This window comes from Weissella oryzae SG25 (assembly GCF_000691805.2).
GTDB classification, from domain to species: Bacteria; Bacillota; Bacilli; order Lactobacillales; family Lactobacillaceae; genus Weissella; species Weissella oryzae.
This window is the reverse complement of record NZ_DF820488.1, coordinates 100,003-123,570: the sequence shown is the minus strand read 5'-3', so window position 1 is coordinate 123,570 and position 23,568 is coordinate 100,003. Positions and strand designations below refer to the sequence as shown.

Here is a 23,568-nt window from a genome sequence, read left to right as displayed (position 1 = left end):
CTAAAGTGGTAAATCATGACCCAATGGTCGCTTTGCCAGAAACAAATATCGTAGAAAATGACAACAATCCTTTGGCTGCGGCTGGATTGGATTTGTTCGCCGTTACGTTAGGCTTTGTCTTATTTACGCGCTATCGAAAGAAGTAAGTTTTGAGAATTAAAATCCAGTTGATGACTTGTCACAGCTGGATTTTTTTGTGATTAGTTATTAATGCTTTAGGCTAACCCTGATAAAATTAGCTTAAAAGATATAATTAGATGATTAAAAAAGAAAGTGGTGGTAGTGATGCAAGCAATTGTTGTAAAAGAAGCTGGTGGTCCAAGTAAGCTAACCTATGAAGAAAGGCCTTTACCTGTGGTAAAGGCTGGCTGGTCACTAATTAAATTTAAAGCTTTTGGTTTAAACCATGCTGAATCAATCACCAGAGCTGGTGGCTCGCCCGCGGTGAAGTTTCCCCGTGTGATTGGGATTGAAGCGGTTGGCGTAATCGCTGATTCAACCAGTGAAGCTTTGCCGGTTGCGATGAAAGTTATGACTCTCATGGGTGAAATGGGTCGGCAATTTGATGGCAGCTACGCTGAATACGGGCTAATCCCTAATGAACAAATTTATCCGCTAGAGATTGATTTACCCTGGACACAACTGGCGACAATTCCAGAAAGTGGTTATACGGCCTATGGTTCAATTAAATTAAGTAAGATTAAAGCCGGGCAACATGTTTTAATACGGGGTGGTACGAGTAGCGTGGGGTTAGCAGCTCTTAAAATTTTGAAGGCTTTGCACGTGCGGGTTGCTTCCTCAACCCGCAGGTTTGAAAAATTAGCCTTTTTGCAGGCCGAAGGGGCAGACGAAGCAATCTTAGACCAAGATGGACTGTTGCAAACTAGTGACCACTATGATGCAATTATTGATTTTGTAGGTTCAAAATCTTTAGTCGACTCATTAGGCCATCTAAAAAGTTTGGGCGGTTACATTACAGTTACCGGTGAATTGGCTGATGAATGGTCAATGAAAGATTTTTCAGCCTTTATGATTCCAATGGGCTCTTATTTGACTAATTTCCAATCGACACTGGTTAATCGTACCTGGTTAGAGGAACTAGTGAAATTAATTGCGGATAATGACTTGCACTTCCCAATCGGTGCTGTGTTCCCCTTTACAGAAATTGTTGCCGCACATGAATTATTAGATAGTGGACAAGCGAATGGAAAAATTATTGTCGAAATATAGGTATTTACCCAATCTTTTTAAAATTTAGGATATAAGAAAGCCCGAAAGTTATTTTAACGTTCGGGCTTTATACTTATAAGCAGATTAAACGTGTTTCATAGCCCTAATTGGCTGAATGCCCCAAAGTAAAACATCAAGTAGGAGACTGATGAAGACAAAAGGTGGCCAGAAGAAAACCAGAATGAGCGCAGCTCCGTTGATACAAGCTGAGACAATTTCAAGGGTCATTTTATGTGACGCAGACGTTTGCACTTTAATTATCTCATTACGTAAAGCGGAAAAGGCAAGGTTGTATAAGATAACATTGATGGCATATAGGAGGGCCGGTACGCGGGCATTGATATCAGAACCAATCCAAGCAGTGGTAACTGGCAAGAGGCTGGCAATAAAAAGTAACCCGATGTTTGTGAAAATAATCTGATGATTAATAGTTTTAACCTTTAAAAAGAGATAATGATGATTAACCCACATAACCGAAATGACGATAAAAGAAACCGCATAGGCTAAAAACTCCGGTAAAATAGTGATAATTGCCTTAACTGAATGATCATTCTGATTTAAATGAAGCTCTAAAACTAAAATTGTTAAAATAATTGCTAACACTGCGTCAGTAAAAGCTTCAAATCTTGCTTTCCCCATTGAATTGCCTCTTTCTTATTTAGATAGTCTAAATAAGTTTACCAAGTATTTAGCAATTTGCCTAAATAAAATTGAGTGTTTGAAATTTGTGATAAAAATAACTTATAAACAACCTGAATTTAGGTGATTGACTTTTGTTTTCAAGGCAAGTAACATAGCTAACAATAGATTTACTAGTTATATGTAAGAGAAGCTATGGTTGCTGTGAATAGCGCAGACTAGTAAAAACGAACTACTAAGAGATATAAGCGATAGATAAAATAAATTAATTGAGTGGTTCCTAGTTATTAGGAATAATTGTGGGTGGTACCGCGGATTTTAATTCGTCCCAGCAGTGTTTATTAACGCTGCTGGGATTTTTTTATGGAATAAACAGGCAAACAAGTTTACGAGGAGGAAGCAAAATGGGTTTATCAAAGATCAAAATTAAAACTTCCTTTGGGGGGCTTAGCCGATATTGATACTGGACTAGCACTATGACACCAGTATTAATATTTAGGAGAAAAATATGACAGATAACGTGAAGACACCAAGCTTTATCCAGGCATTGATTTTAGTGGTGCTACTAGTCAGTGTTTTTGGCTTTGGAATTATTGGCTTTAAGCTTAGCCCAGTCGTCCCCTTGTTACTTAGCCTGGTTATAATGACCGCCTTTGCTAAAATTAATCGGACTAGTTGGTCACAGATACAAGAACAAATTTTAGCAGGAATTTCAACAGCCCTAGGACCATTATTTTTATTTTTGCTGATTGGTATGTTAATTGCTCTATGGATGGCTGTGAATGTAATTCCAACCATGCTCTGGTTAGGCTTTAAAATCGCCAATGTAAACTGGTTTTTACCAACGGCTTTAATCATTGCGGCAATGGTGGGGTCAATGATTGGTTCGGCTTTTACTACCTTAGCGACTGTTGGTGTGGCCTTAATGGGGGTTGGCACTGCACTTGGTTTTAACCCGGCGCTAGTTGCTGGGGCAATTTTATCTGGGGCAATTTTTGGAGATAAAAATTCACCATTATCAGAATCAACTAGCTTAGCGGCATCAATTGCTGAGGTTGATTTATTTGACCATATTAAAAATTTGATGTGGACGACTTTACCAGCCTTGGTTAGTTCGTTGCTTATTTTCACGATTATCGGTCTAGGCAATCATCATGGGTCGGTAGCTGATTTAGAAGGCTTAAGCAATCTTTTATCACCAACTTGGTGGGCAGTTTTACCCCTGAGTTTATTAGTTGGGATGATTTGGTTAAAAATCCCAGCAATTCCAACTTTGCTTGTTAATGTTGCGGTATCAAGTGTTTTATTTTTAACGCATAATAATTTACAAAATTTGAGCGAAACATTAATCAATGGCTTCAAAACGCCTGAACAAAATGAATTATTGAGTAACTTGTTGAATCGGGGTGGAATGATGTCAATGATGCCGACAGTTATAATTATTATGTTTGCATTAGCGTTGGGCGGATTGTTGACTGAACAAAAAATTATGCAAGTGGTTATGGAACCAGTAATTAAGCGGATAAAAACCGTTAGCGGGCTTGTAATGGGAACTCTATTAACTGGTATTGGCGCTAATTTTATGATTGGTGAACAATTTTTAGCAACCATTCTCCCAGGCCAGTTGTGGAAAACTAGTTTTGATAAAAAGGGCCTTTCACGTTTAAGTCTTAGCCGTGTGATTGAAGATGGTGGGACGGTAATTAATTATCTAGTTCCTTGGGGGGTGGCTGGTAGCTTTGCTGCACAGACTCTAGGCGTTCCAGTAACTAATTTTGCACCATTTGTATTTTTTTCATTGCTATCACCTGTGTTCTCTTTAATTTCCGCTTGGACCGGGCTTGGTATAAAGAAAAATACAGTTGGTAACACTCAGCAGATTGAAAAATAAGTTAAGTAGTTAGTTGCTCAGCCAAAGGGGTGCAATTGTATTTTACTTCTTCAAGACTTACAATTAATTTGTATGGAGGGGTGCTCCGCTATTATGTGTGAATCCATCGATACTGGTAAGTGGTTTACTTATTTTAAACATCTTCAAGAGGGGGAGAGAATATGAGAATTGCAATTATTGGTGCGTCACATGGTGGTCATGAGGCAGCTTTGGAACTTTTGACACAGAATAAAGATGTGGAAGTAACAATTTATGAAGCTAGTGATTTTATTTCCTTTATGTCTTGTGGAATGCAGCTCTATTTGATGAATAAGGTTGAAGACGATACAACCGTTCGGAATTTTAAAGCCGCAGACCTTGAAAAATTAGGTGGTAAGGTCCTAGCAAATAGTGAAGTCACAGCAATTGATGCGGATCAGCATCAATTAACCTTTACTGACCATGATGGTAATAAACAAGTTGATGATTATGATAAATTGATTTTGAGTGTCGGTGTCTCACCGGTTCAATTGAATTTACCAGGTAAGCAGCTAAATAATATTTATCTAATGCGCGGTCATGATTGGGCATTAGCGCTTAAAAAGAAACTAGAGGACCCAACTGTTAAAGATGTCGTCGTCGTTGGTGCCGGATACATTGGAATTGAAGCAATTGAGGCCTTTGCTAAAGCTGGTAAGCATGTAACCGTGCTTGATTTGCAGGACCGTGTCTTAGCTTCATACCTTGATGCTGATATGACGGAATTAATCACTAAGGAATTGATTGCAAATAATGTGACCGTGGCAGTTGGTGAGCAATTAGTTGAATATCGCTCTGATGATGGGCAAAATGTCTCAGCAGTTAAGACCGACCAGGGCAGTTATCCAGCAGACTTGGTAATCGAAGGTGTTGGTGTAAAGCCTAATACGGCTTGGTTAAGTGATGTGGTTGCTCTAGATGAGCGTGGCTGGATTAAAACGGATAAGTATTTGCGAACAAATCAAGCAGATATTTTTGCAATTGGGGATGCAATCCTACCATATAATATCCCTGCAAAGAAGCCGCTACCCGTTGCTTTAGCAACAACTGCACGGCGTGAAGCGCAATATGTTGCACAGACGATCTTTTCTAATAATATTCGTCCCTTCAGGGGAATTGTTGGTTCATCAGCCTTGGAAATCTTCGGCTATTCTTTTGCTACAGCCGGCTTGAATGAAGCAACTGCTAAACGGGCAAATGTAGCGATTGAATCAATTACTTATACCGATACGCGACAACCAGCTTTCGTACCTGCTGAAGCGGGTAATGGTGATGTTATCATTCGTTTAGCCTTCGATCCGCTGACCCACGTAATTCTAGGTGGGGCAGTTATGGCGAAAAATCATGACATTACACCGCATGGTAATACGCTTGCACTTGCAATTATGCAAAGGTTGACATTGGAAGACTTAGCTGAGGCTGACTTTTTCTTCCAACCTGGCTTCGATCGACAGTGGAGTAGCTTAAATTTGGCTGCTCAAAAAGCGCTTGGTTATGCACCCTTTACAAAGTAAATAATTAAATATTTGGCCAAGAATGAGTTAATTCATTCTTGGTTTTTTTATTGCTATGCTGAGTAAAAATAACATAGGTTTTATTGATTAAAGCCGAAACAGAAAATCAAAAAAAGTGTTTGCCAAAGACATATTATTTGTTACAATGTCATAGGCTAAAATATGATTATTTCTTAGAATTATAATATATATCAAAGGCATCTAATGTAAAATACTGAGTGTAATTCTTTTTTTAGCTAACTGAATCCTACATAAATTATTATTATTATTAAATTTTACAAGTATAATTTCAGAGAAATGGGGGAGAAAATTGCAAACATTTTATACAGTGGCACTGCTATTAGTTGGTATAATCTTAACCAATATTATTAAGCAGTTTTTGCCAAAAATTCCAGAGGCGTTTATTCTAATTACGATTGGGGTAATGCTTTCATTAACACCCTTCTTTAAAAATTTTGAGTTGCAGCCAGAGTTTTTTCTTTTAGTAATTATTGCGCCAATTATGTTTATTGATGGTCAAAAACAGTCTTTTACAAAAATTAAACAACGCTTTAGCGTGATATTCTTGCTATCGGTTATCCTAGCTTTAGTTAGTACTTTAATTTTCGGCTTATTGACTAATATTTTTGAAACTGGTTGGACTCTACCGCTTGCCATTGCGTTAGCAGCGATTGTAACACCAACCGATGCGGTAGCGGTAAAATCTTTAACTGGTAATACTGATATGCCAGGTACTGTTGGTGAAGCTTTGGAGTTAGAATCATTATTTAATGATGCAACCGGATTAGTCATTCTGGACTTAGCATTAGCTGTTCTATCAAAGGGACGGTTCTCTCTGCTTGATGGATTAGTACATTTTCTTTTTGTTGCGGCAGGTGGAGTTTTAGTTGGTATTATTGCCGGCTTTTTGATTGTCTCACTCCGCGTTAATTTGAATCTACGAACAAAAAATCCTGAAACAACGGTTATTCCGATTAGTCTTTTAACACCATTCATTGTCTACCTACTGGCGGAAAGACTTGGCGTGTCTGGAATTATTGCCGTTGTTGCCACGGGCATTGTTCATAATTGGGAAACCAGTCGGTTAAGGCTAACGTCAACCCGAGTACAATTAACTTCGACAACAATTTGGGAGACAATTTCAAATGTCTTAAATAGTATCGTATTTTTAATTTTGGGGGTATCATTACCAGCTGTTTGGAAGGCAATGCAGATTATCGGAACAGCTAAGATTATACAAATTGTTGGCGTGAGTTTATTAATTTATCTAGCGATGTTGTCTGTCCGCTTTTTGTGGTCGGTACGTCAGTCGAGAAGTACCAATGATAATCTCTTGGGGGCACATGATGCAAAACAGCATCGTTTTTTTGCAAGTATTTTTGCAATTAGTGGGGTACATGGTACCGTAACTTTGGCAATGGCTTTTTCTTTACCAAGTGAAATCGCTGGTCATAGTTTTCCTTTCCGTGAGGAACTAATTATTATCGCAACACTAGTTATTTTAATTAGTATGTTAGTTAGTGCCGTGGTGTTGCCAATAATTTTGCCTGCAAAGGAAACTACTTATTCCTTAGCTGATATTAATCACATTCGAAATAAAATGGTTGATTTTGCAACTTTGCAAATCCGTGATTTGATTAGTGAGCACGATGTAAGGGATGCCTTAACGGAGCAATTACAATCGCAAAAGGGTAATCATATTAATCAAGTTGAGGATTTTAGAGCTTATCAACGGCTATTATACGAAACAAAAGACTTTATGTTGACATATATTCACGGGCCTTCGATTAGTCAAAAGTATAGCGCCGAAGTTGTTAATATCTATGAAAAGGTCCTTGATTGCTATGAAATTGGCTTTTCAAATCGGAAAGTTCATTTGATTAAATACCTTAGTTTTGCAATGCATAAGTACGGTGAGAAGCTGCATCATGAATATAAGCACGCAATGTGGCATATTCAGAACGGTCAGATAACACCGCACCAACGTAAATCAGCGCGTAAAGCTTGGTTAGCAAACCAATCGGTCGAAGTCTTAGCCAAGCGACGTGATATTCGTGATGCCTTACTGGAACTTAACACGGAAGTTATAAATGCCTCTGATTTATACATTGATGATGTGTTGAGAGCACGCTTAGTGAATAAACTAAGCGATAATGATCATATTAATTTTGTACGGCAAGCAATTAATAAGTATTCAATGCAAATTCGCCATGATTATAGCAAAAATACTGTTTACGTTGACAGTAACTATTATATTCAAGCCTTTCAGCAAGAATATAATTTTATTCAACGGGGTATTAACAGTGGGTATATTTCACCAGCAATGGCGGCAGTCTTGTACGATGAAATAAATCAGGCGCAAACCTTACAGTTACAGCGGGTTCAACAAGTATTGGCAATTACCGCCTGATAATGGTTTTAAAAGTTGGTCAGGATTAAAATTTATAAAAAATATGGTAGAGCTTGAGTTAATCAAGCTTTATTTTTTTTTTCAAATCTTTGATAGGGAAAGTTGTTCATTAATGCTTCATTTTCCTCAATAAATTAGTGCAAAAAAACAGCAGAAATAACATCTATTTCTGTTATCGTGAAGGTATATTGATTGGGGATGTGTTTAAAACATAAAAGCGACTTTTTTAGAATCGAGGGATTGTGATGAAATCATACAATGTGACAAATGAAGATGCGTATTTTCAAAGAGGCTGGTCAGCCTTAAAAGTGGGCCAAACTTTGGTAGCAATTTTGGCCTGGCTGGTATTATTGTTCCCCTTTATTTGGGTGGGACTGTCCTTATACTTTAAAACGTTACCGTCTGAGATGTTATATATGGAAACAAGCTTAATCCGCTTTTTAAGTCTATTTTTCTTTAGTATTATGCTCTTATTGACGCTCAGTTATATTATTTTAACCAAACTCAATAATCGTGACTTTAGACGGATTTACGAACGTAAAAATGCCTTTAACGAGGCAGAAGTTGAACGTAAAAAGCGTCTTTTGAAAAGTTACTATGACCAAAAATTTGGTGACAGAGAGATTAGATACAAGGTTAGATATTATCTGGTAAAAGAGGAGCAAAATATTGCTACTGATGAGATTAAAAAGCTCTATCAAAATGGCGAGGACAAGGCTTATGATTAGAACAATTTTAGGAATTGCCTTTATTGCTTTTGTGTCTTATCCAATTATTGGCGCCCTTAAATGGTCAATTGGCGTAATTTGTTATAACTTTTTATTTAAATATAAACAGCAAGCTTGGTTGAACATTGATGAAAAAATCGAACCATTTATAACAATTATGGTGCCGGCACATAATGAAGAGGTCGTAATTGAACGGACTATTAATTATTTGGCCAGTAAAATAGTTTATACAAATTATGAAATTTTAGTGATGGATGATGGATCAACTGATCGAACGCCAGAAATTTTAGCTACCTTGCAAGAAAAAATAGCACGCTTAAGAGTTCTAAGAATTGAAAAAAATAAAGGAAAAGCCCATGCGTTTAATGTTGGTTTAGCTTTTACCAAGGGACGGCTAATTCTCAGTAACGATGCAGACACATTACCAGAACCATATGCCTTAAAGAAATATGTTAGTTACTTTTTAAGCCCGGAGTCAAATAATATTGCAGCCATTACAGCAAATATGGACGTTAATAATCGAAGTAAATTAATTGGTAAGTCACAAACAGTTGAATTTTCGAGCATTGTCGGCATAATTAAGCGAACGCAAGCTGGGGTTTTTGGGGGTATCTATGCCTATAGCGGTGCTAATACGATGTATCGTAAGGCAGCTTTAATTGACGTGGGCCTTTTCCGCCAAGATCGAGCGACCGAAGATATTAGTATTGCATGGGACCATCAAGAAAAGTCATGGTTATCAATTTTTGCGCCGGAGATTGTCTTTTATATGCAAGTCCCTGAAACAATTCCGGATTTATATAGGCAACGGAAACGTTGGGCTAAAGGTGGGACAGAGGTTTGGTTTACTAATTTTACAAAAATTTTGCGTCACCCCTTTAAAAGAATTGGCTTAACGGTGATGTTTATTGACCAAACTTTTAGTATTTTATGGTCGTTTTTCTTCTGGTTGAGTAGCCTATTTTTTCTGGCGTTATTTATCGTACAAATTTTCGGACAGGATTGGCAATCACTTTATTACACCTTAACGCTTTCATTGATTTTTATATCATTTGAAATGATTGCGGGGTTAATTCAGCTGATTACAGCCTTGATTGTTGATGATAGCAGTCGCAAAATCAAATATTTAATGTTTGCACCACTGTATATGCTTTTTTACTGGATTATCAATGCAGTAACTATTGTAACAACCTTTATACCGGCATTTAAGACAATCGTTGGTCGGGGATCCGGCACCTGGGTGAGTCCTAAAAGGTAAACTTTTTTGCTGATTACTTTTACAGAGGGGAAAAATAGGTTTTTGAAGTAGCCAAGTATTTAAGTAGGGGCTCAACTTATAAAGCAGAAAAACATTGGATAACTAATGTTTCCGAAGTTAATTTGTAGAAAAATTATTGAGATAATTAACATTTTTAAAATTGATGCCTTTTGAAAAGTGCATATAAAATCTTTACTTCAAAATGGATAAAGTAAAGGCATTTAAAAAATTTTAGGTTTTTTAACATGGAAAAAATTGCAAGATATAGAAGATAAGTTACAGCCTTTGTGCTGATATAAAGTTATTAATTATGCCGATTATTTTTACACTGAATCAACTTTTATGAAAAAAATGGAAATCATTAAGAATGAAATGTTAATGATGCGCTTCATAATAGAAATAATTTAACTAACTTGGTGAAAACAAGGCTTTTGTATGGCTTTTGCCCAATAATTAAATTTACTGTATAATCAAAAGGTATTTTAAATTTTAGCTCAAGGGGTGGGAGAATGGCCGTTAGAGATAGGCAACAACGTAATGTTAAAAGAGAAAAAGTACAAGAGATAAATAATGGTATTTATTCAGGAGCAAGCTTAAAGGCAGCGGAGAGCGAGCTGTTCAATCTGGAAGTAAGGCAGAATGTGTATATTGAACCGCCTTTTTATATTGATTATGGAAGTAATGTTCACTTTGGGGAAAAATTCTATGCGAATACTGGATGCATCTTTATAGATACTGGTGACATTTTTTTTGGAAATAATGTTACATTAGGTCCTCGGGTACAAATATATACGGCTACCCATCCAGTTAATGCAAAAGAACGTATAGAAACTGGGTTAGTTATAGCTGAACAGGTTACTATTGGTGAAAATGTTTGGATAGGTGGTGGAGTAATCATTAACCCAGGTGTGACAATTGGGGACAACACTGTAATTGGATCAGGCAGCGTTGTCACAAAATCGATACCGGCAAATGTATTAGCTGCAGGGAATCCCGCAGTTGTAAAGAAACATATCTAATTTAAAGTTTTCTGAATTACAGATGACTGGAATTCTATTATAGGCATGGTGGAGCAAATCTATTATATTTTGATATTGCTCAAAAATTGAATAACAAGGAGCTGATAGTAATATTGGCTCTTTTTTAGTAGATGCAAAAGCATGATTACCTGAGATAAAATTTAATATGAAATCGATTGATGGCTGAGGTCATAGTTGATAGTTTTGAATTTTTACGACTTATCAGAGAGTAACTAAATAGGTTAAAACGCCTGATTAAATTCAGGCGTTTTAATTTTGTGCAACAATTAAATAGTTTGCTGATTAACAATTTTTATCGTCTTTCTCTCTGTTCTAAGCCCTAGATTATCATTGACTGAATTAATAAATGCTATTCCTTTAACGCAGCTGTTTAGAGTATTAGCATTGTATTAACTAAATATAAAGTCGCTAGTTCAATTCCAGCAAGAAATATATCGAGGCATCTAACTTTTGTTAGATGTTTTTTTGTAATTAAATTAAGATGAGATTATCTGTGGGAGCCAAAATGTACCGAGCATATTGCTTCATATAAGAGCTTAAATGCTTAGATATTATGATAATCAACAAGTTAGTATGGCAAAGTGAAGATGTATCCATACACTAAATCAAAACAATAATAAGCAAAATGTGATACTTACTCATATAAAAGTCTAACTTCCTTTTTAAATACAAAATATATCTTAGTTACTATGTAATTGTAGAAATTTATTTTGAAGGCAATACATAATTTAGGTTGAGAGGACAGACATAATGAGAGAAATAAAATCGTATCGTATGTATAAGAATGGCAAAAAATGGGTCTATGCTATGGGACTGATAACTTTTGTGGCAGGAAATTTAGCAACTAGTGGTTTGCTTATGATGAACAATAGCGTAGTTAAGGCTGATGAAAGCCAATTAAATGCAAGAATAAATGAGAATCTGTTGGCCGCACCGGGGGATTCATTATCATCATTGGAGAACGGCCAAGATAACGTAACAAGTGGCTCAGAAATGATCGAAGCTGAGTCAATAAATAATGATTCAATGGCAGAAGATGAAGTTACGGCAACCATTGATGTTCAAGTCAGTAATCTGACAGCGCTAGTTAGTGCTATTGCGGCAGCTCCTACAGATGGTACAAGCTATACAATTGAAATTGATGGCACGCTGACGGGTACAGCTAATATTAGTGTTCCAAGTGGTACTAACATAACATTGACTGGTGGGCAGATTGTTGGTAGTGGTACTGCAATCGGTCAAGGGGTAGTATCGTTTAACTTAAATGGTAATGCAAATTTCACGGTTAATGATGTATTTATTGATGATTCGGTGAATGCACCGCAAGGGGTTTTTACGGGCAATGCGGGTGGGACAGCTACACTTAAACTAACTGGGTCAACAACCTTGAAAGGAACTTGGACCGCCGGTGGCCCGAGTGATGACTTTCATTATGCGATTATTGCGATGGGAATTTCACAAGTACAAATACAAGATAACGCCACAATTACTAATTGGGCGCAAGCCTATATTCCAAGTGGGTTGGCCACAGCCGCGAATCATCGCTTAGTCATGTTAGGTAATGCAAGTTTCCAGGATTGCTATTATGGTATTTATTCGGCAGCTGCGGATGCACCGACCGTATATATTTACATGTATGATAATGCTTCATTTAAAAATAATACGATTGGTATTTTATCTCTTAATCCCATTAATCTAACTGGCGGGACTTTTTCCGGTCATACAGCTGCAGCGATTGAATGTTTGCAAGCGCAAGGTACTAATACCGGAACAACCAGAATCGCGCGGGCAACCTTCAGTAATAATTCAGCTAAATACGGTTCAGTTTTAGCCTACTTAGGAGCCAATACCTTGATGTCAATTGGTAGCTGTACTTTTGAAAACAATCAAGCTCAGTTTCCTGGTGGTGTTTTTATGATGAAGCAAGGGACTTTGGAAATTAGTAACTCGCAATTTACTAATAATAGCTCAACGCAAAATGGTGGTGCGCTTGGCGTGGATATTGGTAGCACCAAAACGACGCTAAATAACTGTACATTCTCAAATAATACAGCTGCAAATGGCGGGGCAATTGGTTTTTATAATAATCAAGTACCAGTGGATAATACGGCAGCGAATAATGCGAATGCCTACCTAAGTAAGGTTAATATTCCAGCTGTCAGTCGAGTAGGTACAAGTTTCACTAATAATTCGGCTAGCACTTTAATGGAATTAGCACCTGCTGACCAGGCATTAGCAAATAGTCCTAATGTAGCGGGAGTTACCGCGACCTCCGCGCTAACATCACCTTATAACAATTATGATATTCAATACTACGGTGATACAGTGACAGCTGCTAGAGTGAGTTTTAATAGTAATGGCGGGTCAGTTGTGCCTGATTTTAACGGGTATATTGGTGAAATCATTAAAGAGCCAGCCGTACCGGTGAGAGCTGGTTACACATTTGCGGGCTGGTTTAGTGATTCAGACCTGACAAATGCTTGGGATTTTGTTAATGATCAAATTCCTAATAGTCTTATAGATGGTACTTTTTGGCTCTATGCTAAATGGATTGCAGACGATATAACACCTGGTCCGGGTGATACGAATGGTTCAGGTAATTTAGTTGTTGAGGATAATCAGTCGACTGAGGAGCTTGATGAGTCAAAGTTAAACGAGCTTATTCAAATTACTAATGTAACTGGTCAATCACAACCAATGACACAGTTAGCCAATAATGTTTTGCCCAAGGCAGACTTTCAAGATATTGGCTTGTTAGAATTATTAGGGTTAGCTGGAATAGTAGCGAGTGGATTATTTTATCAAACCATAAAGCAGCGTAAAGAAAAGCCATAAGAAGATTATAAGAGCGACCTGATAATTTATCAGGTCGCTTTTAGCAAGGGAACGCTTGATAATGTTTTTTTCGCTGTTTGCAATTAATTCAACAATGATCAAAGCAATTAGACTAGCCTTCATATCAGAAGTTGCATGGTTAAAAAGTTTAGTATTAATTTTAGTTGGTATAAGTTGCTAGATATCGGCACGTCATACTTCTCCGGTTCTGACAGCTACTATATCTACATGGCTGATGAGAGTCAACGGTTCTTTTGAGATTTAGATAGCGACTAAAGTGAAGCTTTCATGTGCAAAAAGAAGTGAGTTTTAAGTAATGCCGTTAAATTTTCTATTTAATACATTTTGGTTATGCGTATTTATCTATATAAATATATCGAATTAAATGGTCTTAACATAAATTAAATTTACTGTTAATATAGCAATATTAATTTTTATTTGATTTTGTGGTATATGTAATTATTTGAAATTCAGAATAAAGGCTAGATGGTTAGGAAAAAGCTGTAATTATCTACAATTATTGTAAGATTTTGCTTCTCTAAAAGTACTGTGCAATTAGATTAATTTTAAAGAGATGAAAAAGGGGAGTAATTAAAGATGCAACAAATTAATGACAAGAAAATGGGCTTATTGTTTTATAGTGTTGGACGTTTTGAAGGGTTGCAAGCCGATGCAGGTTCTACGATTGATTTTGTTAAAGCAAACAATACAGTAGTTTTGCCAAGTCAAATTGATATGACAATAATTTATGCTTTAAAGGCTGCTTGGTGTGCAATTGAGCCTAATGATGGCAAAGTGACGGTTGCGGATTTTGAAAAGGTACACACTAATTTACTAATGCCTAAAGGTATTTTAGAAGTGACTGAAGTACAGACAGCAACACATAATAAAACTATGAAAAATGTAAAAGCAATTGTATCAGAAACGTTATTTGCCGAAAAAATTGCTGAGGCTCTCAGTGGTGGAGCCAACTTATATGAAAAAGCTGCTAGATTATTTGCTACGATTGTAAAATTACATCCTTTTACGACGGGCAATAAGCAAACTGCAATTATCGTGGTCAATCGGTTGTTATTAGCAGATGATGAGGTACTTTTAATTCCTTACACCGATAGCGAGTATCAAAAATTTATGGCGAATTTAGAAGATTTTATAGCTAACAAAGTGACGTTGACTGAATTTGGTAGCTATTATGGAACTTACGTAAGAAAGCTTAACAATCTTGAAATTACTCGACCATTCGGTAAAATAATCGATTTAACAACGCAAGATAAGGCTGCTTTTTAGATTTCATGGTGAGTTTAAAGTAAGCCAATTTGTAATTTTTGGGTGTAATTTGAACGTAACTTACTTTTTAATAATGATAACGTAAAACCAATGTAGTATATTACATTAGGGTAAATGTTTAGTTTATTGTATATTTGTGTATGATACTTTAATCATTTATGCAAGTTTAATTCAACTAGTTGCCAGAAGATTTAGTTTGAAATATTAAGGTAAGTGCAAAAATTAGTATTGAAATCGGTAGCTTACTTAAGACACAGAGTTGCATTTTCTAAATTAAGTCAAATATTTTTATCAAATGGTTCATGGCATTAATTATTAAAAGCATTGATATTGACTGAATAAATTTATAACAGAAACGTTAAAGGAATTAATATTATGTATTGGATAACAAGAATGGAAACAGATGCGGTTTCTGGGGCACTTTATCGGCCGAACCAGATTGTTGCGGATGAAGCTCAAAAAATTGGGTTTAAAACGATTAACTATCATTATGCAAGAGATTTGTTTCCAACTTATGAGATTATGGATTTTTATATTGAAAGTTGGTTCGGGACGGTCCAAGCAGGTGATGTTGTAGTACTTCAATTTCCTGATCGAGTCTATAATTATGAATATTTACCCAGAGTCATTGGATTTTTACGGAAAATTCCAAACGTCAAACTTATTGCTTTTATTCATGATGTACCGACATATTTTGCAAAAGATCTTGATATAAGTGATGAGAATAGGGTCAAAAGTGATTTTTGGTTGGAACAGTTAAGACGATTTGATTTACTAATAGTTCATAATGATAGTATGCTAAAGCGCTTACAACATGATGAAGTGAACGTCAAAATGGTGTCACTTGGTTTATTTGATTTTCCACATAATATACCCATGAAAAACAAAGAACTCAGCAAAAAGATATATATAGTTAGCGGACGCCCATTAAAAAAAATCAATGAAAACGTTGACCTATTGATTGAAATTTATGGGAGTGACAACGAACCAGCAAAAAGTAATATTTCTTACAATGGATTCAAAACAGAAGAAGAGTTATTAACACAATTTGATGGTGGCTTTGGATTAGTTAGTCTGACTGGTGGAATTAATTTGGCAGATGACTGGAATTTTTATGGTACATTAAATAGCCCCTTTAAACTATCGTTTTATTTGGCAGCGGGATTACCAGTGATTGTTGGAAAGGATTCAGCGCAAGCTGAATACGTCACTCAAAAGAATATTGGCTTTGCGATTGATTCTTTTGAAGAGTTAGCAGAAAAAATTAAGCATTTAACTGCAGATGAATATGTAACTATGCTTAAGCATGTAAAGCCAATCCAAACGGCCCTTAAAAACGGAAACTTTACAAAGCTTGCCTTATTAAAAGCAATTCATATGTTAGAAGTAGATTAAGAATGCGGTTAGTAATATAAAGCACTTCGAAAGTAAGGATAATTTTCGTTTTTTGAATAGCTTTTAGTAAAGAAAAAAGAAGAGTGGCCTTAAAAATATTGTATGTATATTGACTAGTTTAATTATTTTTATTGATGAGTTAAGGGTATATAAAATAGCTAGTGGGAATTAGTGCCTTATATATTAGTGTAAAATATAAATCATTGAAAATTCGTTATATAATGGTTTTATCTTGTGAGTTTAGGTGGGGAAATTCATGCAGAAGAACATGATTAAAATTAAGGATTTGGGACTTCAGGATGGGACGCATTTTTCTAATATCGTTGTTAAGGATAAAGAAACAGTTCGTAGTGTAGTTATAACGACGGTAAATAGTCAGAAAAAAATGCTTAAATTGGAATGGCCTAATGAGAGAAATCAAGCAACTTTAGAGCTACCATTAAGTAGTGAGGTTGAATTGGTAACTAATGTTGTTACTGAATATCGAATTGGCTTTGCTTTTAATTATGATGACCAGAGGATAATTATCTACTACACAGATTAAGTGTAATGTTAGTAATAATTACCTTTTTACTTAGTTCAAAATGAGCCCTAGGTTTAAGAAAATTTTCTTAAACCTAGGGCTCATTTTTTGATTAAGGCCTTAAAAATACCGAATAAAAAGCTTTGATTGGGCATATATTGCTGCTTTTGATTGATTCAAGTTTTAGAATATAAAATCTCTTGATAAAAGTCATTTTGAATATTTTATATAGTGATACAATTAGATTGTAAGGATAAATATTTGTTATCTATGTTATGCCATGCTATTTTCGAAGAGGGGGAAAAATATGGTAAATGAAAAACTAACAACTAAGAGTGGACAGCCTTTTGCCGATAATGAACACTCATTATCAGCTGGTGAGCGTGGTCCTTTATTGCTGCAAGATTATCAATTGATTGAGAAGTTGGCACATTTTAATCGTGAAAGAATTCCTGAGCGTGTGGTTCATGCAAACGGATCAGGTGCGATGGGGTATTTCAAATTAACTAATGATATGTCCGCTTACACCAAAGCCAAAGTGTTTAATGGTGTAGGAAAGACAACAAGGGTTATGGCCAGATTTTCTAGTGTAGCGGGAGAAAAGGGCTATCCTGATACATTACGGGATGTTCATGGCTTTGCAACCCGTTTTTATACTGAGGACGGTTTATATGATATCGTGGGTAATAATACGCCGGTATTTTTCCTTAATGATCCATTAAAGTTCCCAGACTTTATCCACTCACAAAAGCGCGACCCACAAACTGGTTTGCGAGATGCTAATATGCAATGGGACTACTTTTCACATTCACCAGAAAGTCTGCATCAAGTAACAATCCTGTTCTCTGATCGTGGATTGCCATATAGCTTTAGCCATATGCACGGATATGGTTCGCATACCTTTAAATGGGTTAATGCTGATAATGAGCAATTCTGGGTTAAGTATCACTTCAGGACAAATCATGGTATAAAAAATCTTACACCACATGATGCGCAGGCGCTAGCAGGTTCAAATACAAACTGGTATCGTGAAACCATGTTTGATGATATCGAAAAGGGTGATTTCCCTGCCTGGACCCTAGAAGTTCAAATCATTCCATATGAAGAGGGGCTAAGGTATAAATATGATATCTTCGATGTTACTAAGGTAATTTCACAAAAAGATTATCCATTAATTGAAGTGGGTCAGTTCGTACTTAATCGGAATCCAGATAATTTCTTTGCAGATGTTGAAGAGGCGGCCTTCTCACCAGCTAATATGGTGCCAGGAATTGAGCCATCAGAGGATAAAGTTTTGCAAGGACGACTATTTGCATATAATGATGCACAACGCTATCGTTTAGGTGCAAATTATCAAGATATTGAAGTCAACCGCCCAGGAGTACCAGTTCATACTTATGAACGTGATGGCTTTATGGCTAGCGGGGCAAACGGAGCTGATGAGGTTAATTATGAGCCTAACAGTAAGGGCGGACCAATGGCTGATCCAGAGGCTAAAGTTGCGAATGTGAAATTAACTGGTGAAACTGGAAATTATCCAGCGTATGATCCTGACTATACTAGTCAGCCTGGCGCCTTATATCGGTTAATGGATGAGCACCAAAAAGAATTGTTGACCGATGCAATTGCCGAATCATTAGGTACTATTGACTCAGAGGAAAACAAGAAATTGGCAGTAGCGCAATTTACAGCGGCAGATGCGGATTATGGACAACGAGTTGCTAAGAAGATACATTTAACAAATTAAGACGTAGTTTAAGAGTATTTTCTTAGCGTAGTAATACGTTCGCTTCAAATATAATTTAGAAATAACTTAGCTCAGGCCTTCTTTGTTTAGAGGACCTGAGTTTTTTAATTTTAAAAATTAACTAAAATTGTTTATTAGTTTTAACACATGCTTGGGTGCCTGTGATTACTATAGGTAAACTTACTATTTTGCTTTATAGGCGAAAGTCTATTGTTTCATTCTCATAGGTAATAAAGCAAACTGACATAACAACTTAGTGTCAAAAACAACCGTCGCTGCTTTGCTTGATAACATCCAATCTGGAAGGTATCGGTTAGGGCATTTAATGAAACAAAATTTAAAATTATTTGCAAAAAAAAAGGCCAATTAGCCTTTTACTAAGTTTAATTGCTAAACTTAGTGCTTTCAAAATTACATCCACTAAGTCAACCAAGATTTGGTCCAGCCAAGAAAAAACGTTTGATTTTCGAAAGCTTAATAATCTCGTATATAAGGTAAGCAACAAGAAGCAAGATTAGATAGAAATAAGTGATGGGTGTGAAGATTTGCTGAAAGCCATGGTATCCCTCCCATATAAAGAAGTTAGCGATAAGTAGAATAACCAGGTTACGTCGATTAGGAAATTGCGCAAACAATAGTGAGGAAAGTAGGGGACTCAGACCAAAATAGGTTTCATGTTGGGCTGGTAAAAAGAACCAGAAGAGTAAGGGTGAGAGCACTAATAGGTACCATAGACTTAAGTATTGGTCTGACTCATTTTTAGTGGCATAGATTAGAATATACAGACCTAAGAATACAATTGCGAGAATTGCTAACCCAAATCCATACATCTGTTGTTGTTGATAGCTATTTAATGTTGGCCACCAAATCCAAGATTGTCCATCAAAGATTCGCCAGAAGCCAAATTTTATTGAGAGCGTTTTGCTACTACGCGAAATTATGTTACCAAGTAGAGCTTCGAGTGGCTTCATTCCAAATACAATACCAGGTATGGCACAGATAAACATACCTATAATTGAAAACAATGGTGCAAGTTTATTGACTAATTTGTACTGGTTAAATCGTATTAAATAAATAAAAAACAAGGTTGGTAAGATGTACATGCCCATTGCTTTAAATGAAATGGCAACCCCCATGAATAACCATCCCAGCCAATCCAATTTTTTGATAACTGATAAAATTGCCAAAAGTGCAAAGAGATAATAAAAACTATCAGGTAAATTAGTCTTAAATAAATCACCAAAAAGGGTGGGACTGAAGATGACAATTGCAAATGCAAGGATATCATTAAAATGCTGCTTGTCTTTGCTATTAATTGCAACAATTCTCATAGCGACGAGGCTACAGATTAAAATTAAAATACTAGTCATTAGCTTGATACAATGTTCAACCGTAAGGGCTGGATATAAACCGATTTTATTAAAAAGGACAATTATGAAATACCAAATTGGTCCATAATTGCCGTTTATGTCTTGGTTAATCGTAGCAATTCCCTTGAAACCATGTTCGCTTAAGTAGTTCCACCATGGTAGTTGAAAATGATATAAATCTGCATGATGTGACAAAGGAAGTGTATTCCATTGAGCAGCAATCATAATCAACCAAATTACTAAGATGAGACCCATTAACAATTGCTTGGTTCTGTTTATTTTTCGCATTTATATAATCAATAACTAAGTTAAATGGCTCTAGATGACTTAACTAGCTAATTTCCTTTCAATAATAAATATCGCATTAAAACGACTTACAAAAACATTTTACACGATAAATATTTGATATACTATAGCTATTATGGATAAGAATAGATTACACATGAAAAAAATGGCCTTGATATTTGGAATATTAGGGATTGGAATATGTTTACGTTGCTTCTTGTTTAGTAGCGTCCCACAAGGGATTACTACAGATGAGGCTATGACTGGTTATAATGCTTGGACTTTAGCAAATTACAAAATTGATATGTGGGGGCATCATTTCCCTTGGTATTTAGCGGCTTGGGGAAGCGGTATGAATGCCTTGTACGAATATCTTGCAATTCCCTTTATCAAAATATTTTCACTGAATATATTTTTTGAACGTTTACCTAATCTAATTGCCGGAACTGCATTATTACCATTGTTTTTTCTTTTTTTGAAAAAAATTTATTCAGAAAAAGTTGCTTGGATTGGTCTAATATTAATTACCTTTAATCCTTGGGCAATATCAATAGCGCGCCAAGGATTAGAGTCAAATTTACTTCCAGCAATTATTTTGAGCGCAATGGTGTTGTTTGCATACAAGAAATATATACTAGCAGCACTTTTTTTTGCACTTGCTATTTATGCATATTCAACAATTTTACTAGTATTGCCTTTTATGCTTGCAGCACTCTACTTAACTGAGATTTTAAAAGGGAACTTATCAATTCCAAGAGCTACTTATGCAGCTTTTGTGTTCTTACTAGTAGCACTACCAATGATATTATGGTTTCTTGTTAATTTATTTGGCTTAGCACCTTTTGATTTTGGCTTTTTCTCAGTAGAGAAATTTTCAATGATTCGTCAAACTTTTGGCGGCGATTTAGGTACTAATCTAAGAGTTGTTGTCACACAATTTGATGGTTATCTTCAAAACGGAACTGTTGAATCATCTATTGGTTATGTGGTATCACTACCCTTAGCTTTGATTGGTTTCATTCGATCAATCAAACAAAAAAAATATTTACCAGTTATTTGGCTTTTAAGTGCAATTCCACTTATCATAGCAGTTAGTGGAAATGTAAATCGTTACAATGTAATTTGGCTAGTAATGTTGGCCTTTGTTGCAATCGGGGTTGACTATGTATTTGAATTTGCCTTAAAAGAGAGTGGTTTTGCAAAGAAGGTGGGGATAGTTTTTATTTCCAGCATATTAGCTTTACCAAATGTAATTTTTATTTATAAGTATTTCACAACTTTCAATAATGAACCGAGTGTTAGCGCAACTTTTAACCAAGGTTTTGATAAGGCCCTTACTTATGCAAAAAAAGTTCAAGGCTTCAAAGGAAAAGTTGATATCATTGAACCAAGGAATCAAAGATACTCTTTGATTTTATTCTACGATCAAATACCGCCACAAGAATTTTTAAGAACTGTAAAAATTGTAGAAGGCCAATTTGAATTTATACAGATAAAATCGTTTACTAATTATAATTTTAGCAAGCAAGCAAATTATGCTGATAAAAAGCCAATGATTATGCCGAAGTATTTAAAAAAATCAGTGCCTTCAAATAAGACCGTTAAGGAGTTTGGCCAGTACATTGTCGTTACTGAGAAATAAAAGTGTGCCAATTAAACAAAGTGGTCTCGCTGAATTTTATTTACAAATAATAATTAAAGACGGATGAAAGAAAGTGCTGACCAAGGTCAGCACTTTTTTATAAGACTAAATATAAAGCTAATTTCTATTTGTGAACTTGACAGATTGATTAATCAATGATTTAATTAACCAGTTGAATATTAACCGGTTAATGTTTCGACTCAGCATTTAGAGGGGATGACTTATGCTAGAAAAATTTATTATTACCATATGACTGACTGAAGATTTCAAGCCTTTTTGTGCAGTTGAATTTATTCGATAAATAAGATAATAAAAGAAAATCGTAGTAGTTAATTTATCTAATATGAGGTTTTTGGAAAATGAAGAAAAGTATAAAGTTTATATTACCATTGTTTATTGTACTGGGGTTACTTGCCATTATTATGTATAAAGGTATCTCACAAAACACCAGCAAAGTAGTAACTAATAATAAAATTCAACTTGTTTCAAGCTTGGATTTTTACGGTGAAATGGCTAAAGCAGTGGCTGGAGATCAAGCAGAAGTGCATTCAATTGTTAAAGATACTAGTGTTGACCCACATGATTATGAGCCAACATCTGATGTAGCAAAATTATATTCGAGTGCGAATCTGATTGTTTCTAATGGTGGAGGCTATGATACATGGAGTACTAAATTTGCTAAGCAAAATACCAAAGCTAAGAGTATTAATGTTGCTAGTTTGACCAATTATAAAGAAGGTCAAAATGAACATTTGTGGTATAAATTAGAAACACCAAGCAAGCTAGTTAATGAACTTAGCGATGAACTAACAGAGCTAAAGCCAGCGAAAAAAGAATATTTTAAAAAGAATGCACAAAATTACTTAACTTCATTAAAGCCATTAACCGACTTACAAAATGAGGCAAAGACTGCATTAAAGGATAAGAAATATCTTGCAACAGAACCTGTTTATGATAATACTTTGCAAGCGCTTGGGGCTGAAAGTTTGTCAATGAGTTTTGAACAAGCAGTTGATGAGGGTGATGACCCAACTGCTAAGGATATTACCGATTGGCATAACGATATAGACAATGGTAGCGTTCAATTTGTGATTAATAATCCACAAAATACGAGTACTTTAGCAAAACAAGCTGTTCAATATGCTAAGGAACATAAAGTACCAGTTATTAATGTTACAGAAACGAAACCGAAGGGTCAAAATTACAAAGATTGGCAAATTGATCAATTAAAGCAGGTCTTGAAAGCGGTTAAATAATTTGGATAAAACTATATTTAATTGTAAGACATATTCCAAATATCATCTAAGGTAATCAATATCGTAGTCTTTATTAGGGGCAGTGATTCTAAATATTTAAGTTGATAGTTTATGTGATTGAGTGCTAATAAGTTCGCATGAAGTTGCTAGTAGAAGGATACAGATGTGCTTCCTAGCGATGACTATAGTTTTACTATTTCAATTGTCTATGTTATCAAAGGTTAGAATAGCCTATCACTAACTTAGCATTTAAATTTTTAATATGACATCTTCACCTCCGAATTTTAATTTCGGGGGTTTTTTGTTACTTCTAAGAAAACATATATGCTAAACATACATAGATGTTCCATCCGGCTTGCATCTTCATTGGTAAATTTAAAGGGTATGAAATAGTTTACTGTGATTGGAAGATGTATAAATTTTTAAAAATATTAAATCGTTTTGATTTTTAAAAATATAAAAAATATTAAACGCAATTTAACAAATATAAAATATCCACT

18 protein-coding genes are annotated in these 23,568 nt (G+C 35.5%); 16 read left to right on the top strand and 2 right to left on the bottom strand.

Features of this window, described 5'->3' with window-relative positions:
* The first annotated feature begins 5 nt into the window (after window positions 1-5).
* A complete protein-coding gene (locus TT13_RS11170; protein WP_145912346.1) occupies window positions 6-146 on the top strand; it encodes an LPXTG cell wall anchor domain-containing protein in 141 nt (46 codons plus the stop codon).
* Window positions 147-285: 139 nt separating this feature from the next.
* Window positions 286-1,230 (top strand): zinc-binding dehydrogenase, encoded by a 945-nt coding sequence (locus tag TT13_RS04680; protein WP_027698924.1) that lies wholly within the window; start codon window positions 286-288, stop codon window positions 1,228-1,230.
* An 84-nt stretch (window positions 1,231-1,314) separates the two neighbouring features.
* On the opposite strand, the gene TT13_RS04675 is transcribed toward TT13_RS04680, so the two are convergent.
* Window positions 1,315-1,869 carry a TMEM175 family protein gene (locus TT13_RS04675; protein WP_027698923.1) on the bottom strand — a complete coding sequence of 185 codons (555 nt, stop codon included), beginning with the start codon at window positions 1,867-1,869 and terminating at the stop codon, window positions 1,315-1,317.
* A gap of 508 nt (window positions 1,870-2,377) precedes the next feature.
* Between TT13_RS04675 and TT13_RS04670 the strand changes: the two genes are divergently transcribed.
* From TT13_RS04670 to TT13_RS04620, 12 genes are all read left to right on the top strand, one after another.
* A complete protein-coding gene (locus TT13_RS04670; protein WP_027698922.1) occupies window positions 2,378-3,760 on the top strand; it encodes a Na+/H+ antiporter NhaC family protein in 1,383 nt (460 codons plus the stop codon).
* A 161-nt stretch (window positions 3,761-3,921) separates the two neighbouring features.
* Window positions 3,922-5,292, top strand: a complete 1,371-nt coding sequence (locus TT13_RS04665) for an FAD-dependent oxidoreductase (protein WP_027698921.1) — start codon at window positions 3,922-3,924, stop codon at window positions 5,290-5,292.
* A 310-nt stretch (window positions 5,293-5,602) separates the two neighbouring features.
* On the top strand, window positions 5,603-7,702 hold the full coding sequence (locus TT13_RS04660; RefSeq protein WP_027698920.1) for a cation:proton antiporter: 2,100 nt from the start codon (window positions 5,603-5,605) through the stop codon (window positions 7,700-7,702).
* 245 nt (window positions 7,703-7,947) lie between these two features.
* Entirely contained in the window at window positions 7,948-8,430 is a 483-nt protein-coding gene (locus tag TT13_RS04655; protein WP_045476637.1) for a hypothetical protein, read from the top strand.
* On the top strand, window positions 8,423-9,688 hold the full coding sequence (locus TT13_RS04650) for a glycosyltransferase family 2 protein (RefSeq protein WP_242868520.1): 1,266 nt from the start codon (window positions 8,423-8,425) through the stop codon (window positions 9,686-9,688). Before TT13_RS04655 ends, TT13_RS04650 begins: the two co-directional genes overlap by 8 nt.
* A gap of 509 nt (window positions 9,689-10,197) precedes the next feature.
* Window positions 10,198-10,707, top strand: coding sequence for a sugar O-acetyltransferase (locus TT13_RS04645; RefSeq protein ID WP_027698917.1), 510 nt, complete (start codon window positions 10,198-10,200; stop codon window positions 10,705-10,707).
* 771 nt (window positions 10,708-11,478) lie between these two features.
* Window positions 11,479-13,563: an InlB B-repeat-containing protein gene (locus TT13_RS04640; protein ID WP_082816179.1), complete on the top strand. Its 2,085-nt coding sequence runs from the start codon at window positions 11,479-11,481 to the stop codon at window positions 13,561-13,563.
* Between the two features lie 135 nt (window positions 13,564-13,698).
* Entirely contained in the window at window positions 13,699-13,821 is a 123-nt protein-coding gene (locus TT13_RS11610; RefSeq protein WP_278279336.1) for a hypothetical protein, read from the top strand.
* 339 nt (window positions 13,822-14,160) lie between these two features.
* On the top strand, window positions 14,161-14,850 hold the full coding sequence (locus TT13_RS04635; RefSeq protein ID WP_027698915.1) for a Fic family protein: 690 nt from the start codon (window positions 14,161-14,163) through the stop codon (window positions 14,848-14,850).
* Window positions 14,851-15,225: 375 nt separating this feature from the next.
* Window positions 15,226-16,245, top strand: coding sequence for a glycosyltransferase (locus tag TT13_RS04630; protein ID WP_027698914.1), 1,020 nt, complete (start codon window positions 15,226-15,228; stop codon window positions 16,243-16,245).
* A gap of 256 nt (window positions 16,246-16,501) precedes the next feature.
* Entirely contained in the window at window positions 16,502-16,789 is a 288-nt protein-coding gene (locus tag TT13_RS04625; protein ID WP_027698913.1) for a hypothetical protein, read from the top strand.
* Between the two features lie 286 nt (window positions 16,790-17,075).
* Window positions 17,076-18,515, top strand: a complete 1,440-nt coding sequence (locus tag TT13_RS04620) for a catalase (RefSeq protein WP_027698912.1) — start codon at window positions 17,076-17,078, stop codon at window positions 18,513-18,515.
* A 425-nt stretch (window positions 18,516-18,940) separates the two neighbouring features.
* Here the strand turns inward: TT13_RS04620 and TT13_RS04615 are convergent, their stop codons facing one another.
* Window positions 18,941-20,173, bottom strand: a complete 1,233-nt coding sequence (locus TT13_RS04615) for a hypothetical protein (protein WP_027698911.1) — start codon at window positions 20,171-20,173, stop codon at window positions 18,941-18,943.
* A gap of 133 nt (window positions 20,174-20,306) precedes the next feature.
* Here TT13_RS04615 and TT13_RS04610 point away from each other — a divergent pair, with 133 nt between their 5' ends.
* Both TT13_RS04610 and TT13_RS04605 read left to right on the top strand, forming a co-directional pair.
* Window positions 20,307-21,812 carry an ArnT family glycosyltransferase gene (locus TT13_RS04610; protein WP_145912344.1) on the top strand — a complete coding sequence of 502 codons (1,506 nt, stop codon included), beginning with the start codon at window positions 20,307-20,309 and terminating at the stop codon, window positions 21,810-21,812.
* A gap of 359 nt (window positions 21,813-22,171) precedes the next feature.
* A complete protein-coding gene (locus TT13_RS04605) occupies window positions 22,172-23,068 on the top strand; it encodes a metal ABC transporter solute-binding protein, Zn/Mn family (protein WP_027698909.1) in 897 nt (298 codons plus the stop codon).
* Window positions 23,069-23,568 lie beyond the last annotated feature (500 nt).